The sequence below is a fragment of the Mesorhizobium sp. M7A.F.Ca.CA.004.04.2.1 genome (assembly GCF_004022825.1).
Lineage (GTDB): Bacteria > Pseudomonadota > Alphaproteobacteria > Rhizobiales > Rhizobiaceae > Mesorhizobium.
Genome location: NZ_RZPH01000368.1, coordinates 1 through 5,293, shown reverse-complemented (window position 1 = coordinate 5,293; position 5,293 = coordinate 1). Strand labels below are relative to the sequence as shown.

The 5,293-nt window shown below is 63.0% G+C and carries 3 protein-coding genes; all 3 read right to left on the bottom strand.

Annotated features, from left to right (window positions below; genetic code table 11):
- On the bottom strand, nt 1-517 hold a 517-nt coding region (locus EN893_RS17415; RefSeq protein WP_206640132.1), incomplete at its 3' end, for a phosphate ABC transporter permease family protein.
- Nucleotides 518-613: 96 nt separating this feature from the next.
- Nucleotides 614-1,642 carry a substrate-binding domain-containing protein gene (locus EN893_RS17410; protein ID WP_127271977.1) on the bottom strand — a complete coding sequence of 343 codons (1,029 nt, stop codon included), beginning with the start codon at nt 1,640-1,642 and terminating at the stop codon, nt 614-616.
- Nucleotides 1,643-2,151: 509 nt separating this feature from the next.
- Nucleotides 2,152-5,293: response regulator (locus EN893_RS17405; RefSeq protein WP_128361664.1), on the bottom strand; the 3,142-nt coding region annotated here is incomplete at its 5' end.

Below are 5,293 nucleotides of genomic sequence, written 5' to 3'. Positions count from 1 at the left end.
CATAGAAGGCGCCGGCGATCGAGGAAACGAGAATGACAATGGCGCCGAACAGGCCGAGCCGGTCCTGGACCTTGTTCGCCTCGACGGCGATCGGGATCATGTAATCCTGCGTGTCGCTCGCCAGTGCCACACCCTTGGCGGCGAGCAGCGGCTGCAGCTCGGCAAAGCTGGCAGGCATTGCGGCCAGTGTGCCGGCATCGAGTTTGCGCAGGCCCCTGGCGAGGCTCTTTACGAGGCTGACATCCAGTGCCTCACTGGCAACCTTGCTGTCGACGGTGCGCTCGGGCAAGGCAGTGTGAATGTGTCGGTCAAGATAGACGGAAGACCCGACGGTCCAGACGGCAAGCAGCAAAAGAGCAGGCAGAACGGCGAGCAGGAAGGCCCACCAGCCATGATAGTGGGCGCGCGAATGCGGCTTGACCTTGCCATTGTCCTGGGCCGCGGCACGTTGCCGACCGATGAAAAAGGCAACCAGGCCGACGGCAACGACGATGGCCAGTACGAGCAAGGACGACATGGACCCACCCCAAGAGAAATTCTTACGCAGCCGCCATTGCGGCCTGCGATGAAACCGGGGCGCGGGATTTGGCCCGCACCCCGGTTCGGCAGCTGATTACATCGACTTTCCGGCGGCGAAAGCGTCACGCTGGGCCTGACGCTCGGCATCCGGAGCAGCAACGAGGCCGTATTCGGCGAGCGGGCTTTCCGGGCCAACCATCTGGTCGTCAAGGAAGAACTCGACATATTCCTTGAGGCCGGGAACGACGCCCAGATGCGCCTTCTTGACGTAGAAGAACAGCGGGCGCGAGACGGGATACTTGCCGCTGGCGATCGTCTCGGTCGAAGGCACGACGTCTTCCACGGTGGCGACCTTCAGCTTGTCGGCATTGTTCTCATAGAAGGCGAGGCCAAACACGCCGACGCCGGTCTTGTTGGAGTCGATGCGGGCGAGCGTCTCGGTATAGTCGCCATCGATGTCGACGGCCTTGCCGTCCTTGCGGATGGCGATGCAGGTTTTGCCGATTTCCTTGTCGTCGGCAATGCCGGCGGCCTTGAGAGCAGCCTTGTCACAGCCGGCATCGAGAAGCTTGGTCTCGAACACTTCGCGCGTGCCATGCTTTTCGCCCGGAATGTAGGCGGCGATGTCCCAGTCGGGCAGCTTCGGATTGACCTGGCTCCACTTGGTGTTCGGATTGTCGACGAGCTTGCCGTCGACGACCAGCTTGGCTGCCAGCGCCTTGTAGATGTCGGCGGGAACCAGCGCCCAATCCGGGCCCTTGATGTCGGTGGCGAAGACGATGCCGTCATAGCCGATCCGGACTTCCTGGACTTCCTTCACGCCGGCGTCGGCGCAGGACTTGAGTTCGTCCGCCTTGATCGGACGCGACGAATTGGCGATGTCGATCGTGTCTTCGCCGACGCCCTTGCAGAATTCCTTGATGCCCGCGCCGCTGCCGCCGGATTCGACGACCGGGGTCTTGAAGTTGGTGAATGTTTCGCCGAACTGCTCGGCGACAATCTTGGCATAAGGTAACACGGTCGATGACCCGGCGACCTGGATCTGGTCGCGCGCGGCGGCGAAGCCGGACGTCGCGGCGAGCGCAAGCGCAGCGGCCGACGCCGTATAGAGGAATTTCTTCATGTGGCCTGATCCTGTTCGGAAGATGGTCTCTCGGCGCTCGTCAGTCGGCGCCCGCTGAGGCCAATAGCCTTCGATTATAACAGTCGCATGACAGTTTGATGTCACCCCGGTAACGCGTCATCGGGATGAGCAGAATGCCGCCTGGCCGGCACTCCCGACGCAGCCCCGCTTTGTCACCGGAATCAGGGACTTGCTCGATTCGGTCGAGGCTGGCCGGCGATTTGGGGATCAGCCGGCCTTTATGAAGAAAAGCCGGACGGGAGCGCGTTGCTCTCAGCCAGACGGTGTCGTGGCCGGGCCATCGCCGAAAACAGGTCCGTTGGGGTAGGTTGACGCTGTCTCATGCCGGCGGTCGCTGCTCCCGCCCGTAACTGGGAAGAGCGGAATTCGAATGTCGCCATTGTCTCGGCTGGATGCCGCCTTTCATATGGTGCGATCGCACCATAGTCTTGGCCGCTGACAGGGGCGCGAATCTTCGCCGTATTCCCGGTACTCGGGCAGAGCCGGCCTTACCCGGCGTTGCGCTGCGCCTGCCGGCTGGCGCCGACCCAGCGCTCGACCTTCTCGAGCAACGCCCGGGGACTGATCGGCTTGGGCAGATAGTCGTCCATGCCTGCCTCCAGGCAGCGCTCGCGGTCGCCCTTCAGCGCATGCGCGGTGACGCCGACGATCGGCACATGGGTGCCGGTTTCTTCCTCCAGCCGGCGAATGGCGGCGGTTGCTTCGAGACCGTTCATCTCCGGCATGGAGACATCCATCAGGATCATGCACGGGTTCAGCCGGCCGAAGGCGTCGAGCGCCTTGCGGCCATTGCCGACGATCTCGAAACCATAACCGGTCTCGCCGAGGATCTGGGTGAACACCATCTGGTTCACCTCATTGTCCTCGGCCACCAGGATATCCAGCCTGTCGCCGCCAGCCGCCACCGGTGGCCGGGGGCGAATTGAGCGCGGCTGCAGCAGCGCCCGCTGTTCGGACGGCGCCGAGGGCTGCGTCCGCATCACATAACCCGCAGCGACGTCGGCTGCGAGCGGCTGCGCGTCGCTGCCGCTCGTGTTGTGGCGATGCCGCTGGATGGTGGCGACCAGCGTTTCCAGCAGCACCGAGGAGCGCGCCGGCTTGATCAGCTGGGCATCGATGCCAAGATCGCGATAGCTGGTGTTGGCGAGCGACTGGTCGACCGAGGTCAGCATGATGATCGGCATGCCGGCAAGGCCGGCGGTGCTGCGCACGATCCGCGCCATTTCGGCGCCGCTCATTCCAGGCATCTGGTAGTCGAGCACGACGCAATCGACCGGGACACCATAGGCAGCGGCGGCGATCAGTACCTTGAGGCCTTCGGCGCCGCTTTCGGCCGCGCAGGAATCGAACGTCCACGATGTCATCTGTTCGGTCAGGATGGCCCGATTGACGGCATTGTCGTCGACAATCAGCACACGCGCACCGGTCACGTCGATCGGCATGATGCGCTGTCCGTTCTGCTGTCCGGCCCGCGGCAGCGTCACCGAGAACCAGAAAGTCGAGCCCTTGCCTTCCGCACTTTCGACCCCGATGTCGCCGCCCATCAGTTCGACGAGCCGCGAGGTGATGGCAAGACCGAGGCCGGTTCCCTCATGCCGCCTCGTCGAAGAGGTGTCGACCTGGCTGAATTTCTCGAACACCAGTTTCAGTTTTTCCTCGGGGATACCGATACCGGTATCGGTGACCGAGATCGTCAGCTTCGTTCCGGTCGGAACCCTCTCGCCGGTGACGTCGACCAGCACATGGCCTTCATCGGTGAATTTCACCGCGTTGCCGAGCAGGTTGGTGACGATCTGTCTGATACGGCCGACATCGCCGACGAACAGGCTCTCGAGCCGAGGTTCGACACGCACGATCAGCTCGAGGTCTTTTTCCTTGGCTCGTGTCGACACCAGTGTCGCCACATCCTCGATCGCCTCGGCCAGATTGAAGGGCGCCGGATCGAGCACCAGCTGACCGGCATCGATCTTGGAGAAGTCCAGTATGTCGTTGATGATGGTGAGCAGCGCATTGCCCGATTTCACGATGATGTCGGTGAACGTCTTCTGCTTCGGGTCGAGGTCCGATTTGGCCAGCAGTTCGGCCATGCCGAGCACGCCGTTCATCGGCGTGCGGATCTCATGGCTCATATTGGCGAGGAATTCCGACTTGGCGCGGTCGGCGAGCACGGCGCGCTGACGCGCCTCGCGCAGTTCGGCCTCTCGCATCTTCAGCTCGGTGATGTCGGTGGTCGAGCCGATCAAATAGAGCGAGCCGTCGGAGGCGATCATCGCGCCCTTGCGGGCGAATTGATGCCTGACGCTGCCGTCGGCCAACGTCACCGTCTCTTCGACCTCCTGGGTTTCGCCGGTGCGCAGCACGGCGAGGTCGCCATTGACGAAAGCCTCGCCATCCGGCCCGAAAATCTCGATGTCGGTCTTGCCGATAGCCTCTTCCTTGCGGAAGCCCGTGAGATCGCACCAGCCCTTGTTGACATAGAACTGCCGGAGATCGGAGCGCTTGGCGTAGATCGATACCGGCACGTTGTCGATCAGGCTGCGGAACACCTCGTTCTCGCGCATGCTCTCTTCCAGCGCACGCTCGCGCGCCTTGACGTCGGTGATGTCGGTGCTCGAACCGACCAGATGCACCGACCCGTCCAGCGTCACCAGGCGGCTCTTGCGCGTCATCAACTGCCGAACCGTGCCGTCGCGATGGGTGACGGGTTCCTCGACCTCCCTGACGGCGCCCGTCACGGCGACTTGCGTGTCGTCATGGCTGTAGCCATCGGCGTCCTGCGCACCGAACAACTGCCGGTCGGTGCGGCCGATGACATCCTCCTTGGCCAAGCCGGTGATCGCGCACCAGGCCTTGTTGACGAATTCTATGCTCAGGTCCTGCGCCTTGATGAAGGCGGCCACCGGCAACTCGTCCATCACGTGCCGGAACAGGTCGATCTGGCGCATCGAATCGCGCAATGCCGCCTCGCGGCTCTTGATCTCGGAGATGTCAACGCGAACACCGATGAAGGTGCCATCATCGGTCCGCATGTCGTAGACTTGGTACCAGCGGCCGTCGGGGTTATGACGCTCGTAGCAGGAATTGGGCAAGCGGTAGCGGGCGAGGATCGCATCCAGCCAGCGGTCATGGTCGCTGTCGTAGAGCTGGTCGACTTGTGGATCGCCGCTGTCGCGGAAATAGCCGTTCGCATGGCCCAGAACGAGTGCCTCGCGGAATGTGCAGCCGGGCTGCCATGCCGGCTTCAAGGCCGGCAGCGTATCCTGGATCTTGCGGTTGGCGAAAACGAACCTGTCGTCGCGATCGTAGATGATCACGGCGGCCGGCAAGGATTCCAGCACGCTGGCGAGATGCTTGCGCGCATCCTGCGCTTCCGTCTCGCGGCGCTTCATTTCGGAAATATCGAACAGGAAGCCGGCAACATAGTTGCGGCCGCTGGCCATGCCGACGCGGCTCTTCCTGACGATACGCGATCGGCTGGCGCCATCGACCTCGAAATTCTCTTCCACTTCGTACGGCCGCCCGGTCGCAAGGACCTCACCTTCGCTCTGCTCGAAAAGCGCGACAGCGTTCGCCGGGAGGAAATCGCCGCCGGGTTTGCCGAGCATGGCTTGCGGCGTCTGGCCAAACAGA

Coding starts and splice junctions, on each gene's coding strand:
- EN893_RS17410 (WP_127271977.1), bottom strand. CDS start 1,642: ATGAAGAAATTCCTCTATACGGCGTCGGCCGCTGCGCTTGCGCTCGCC.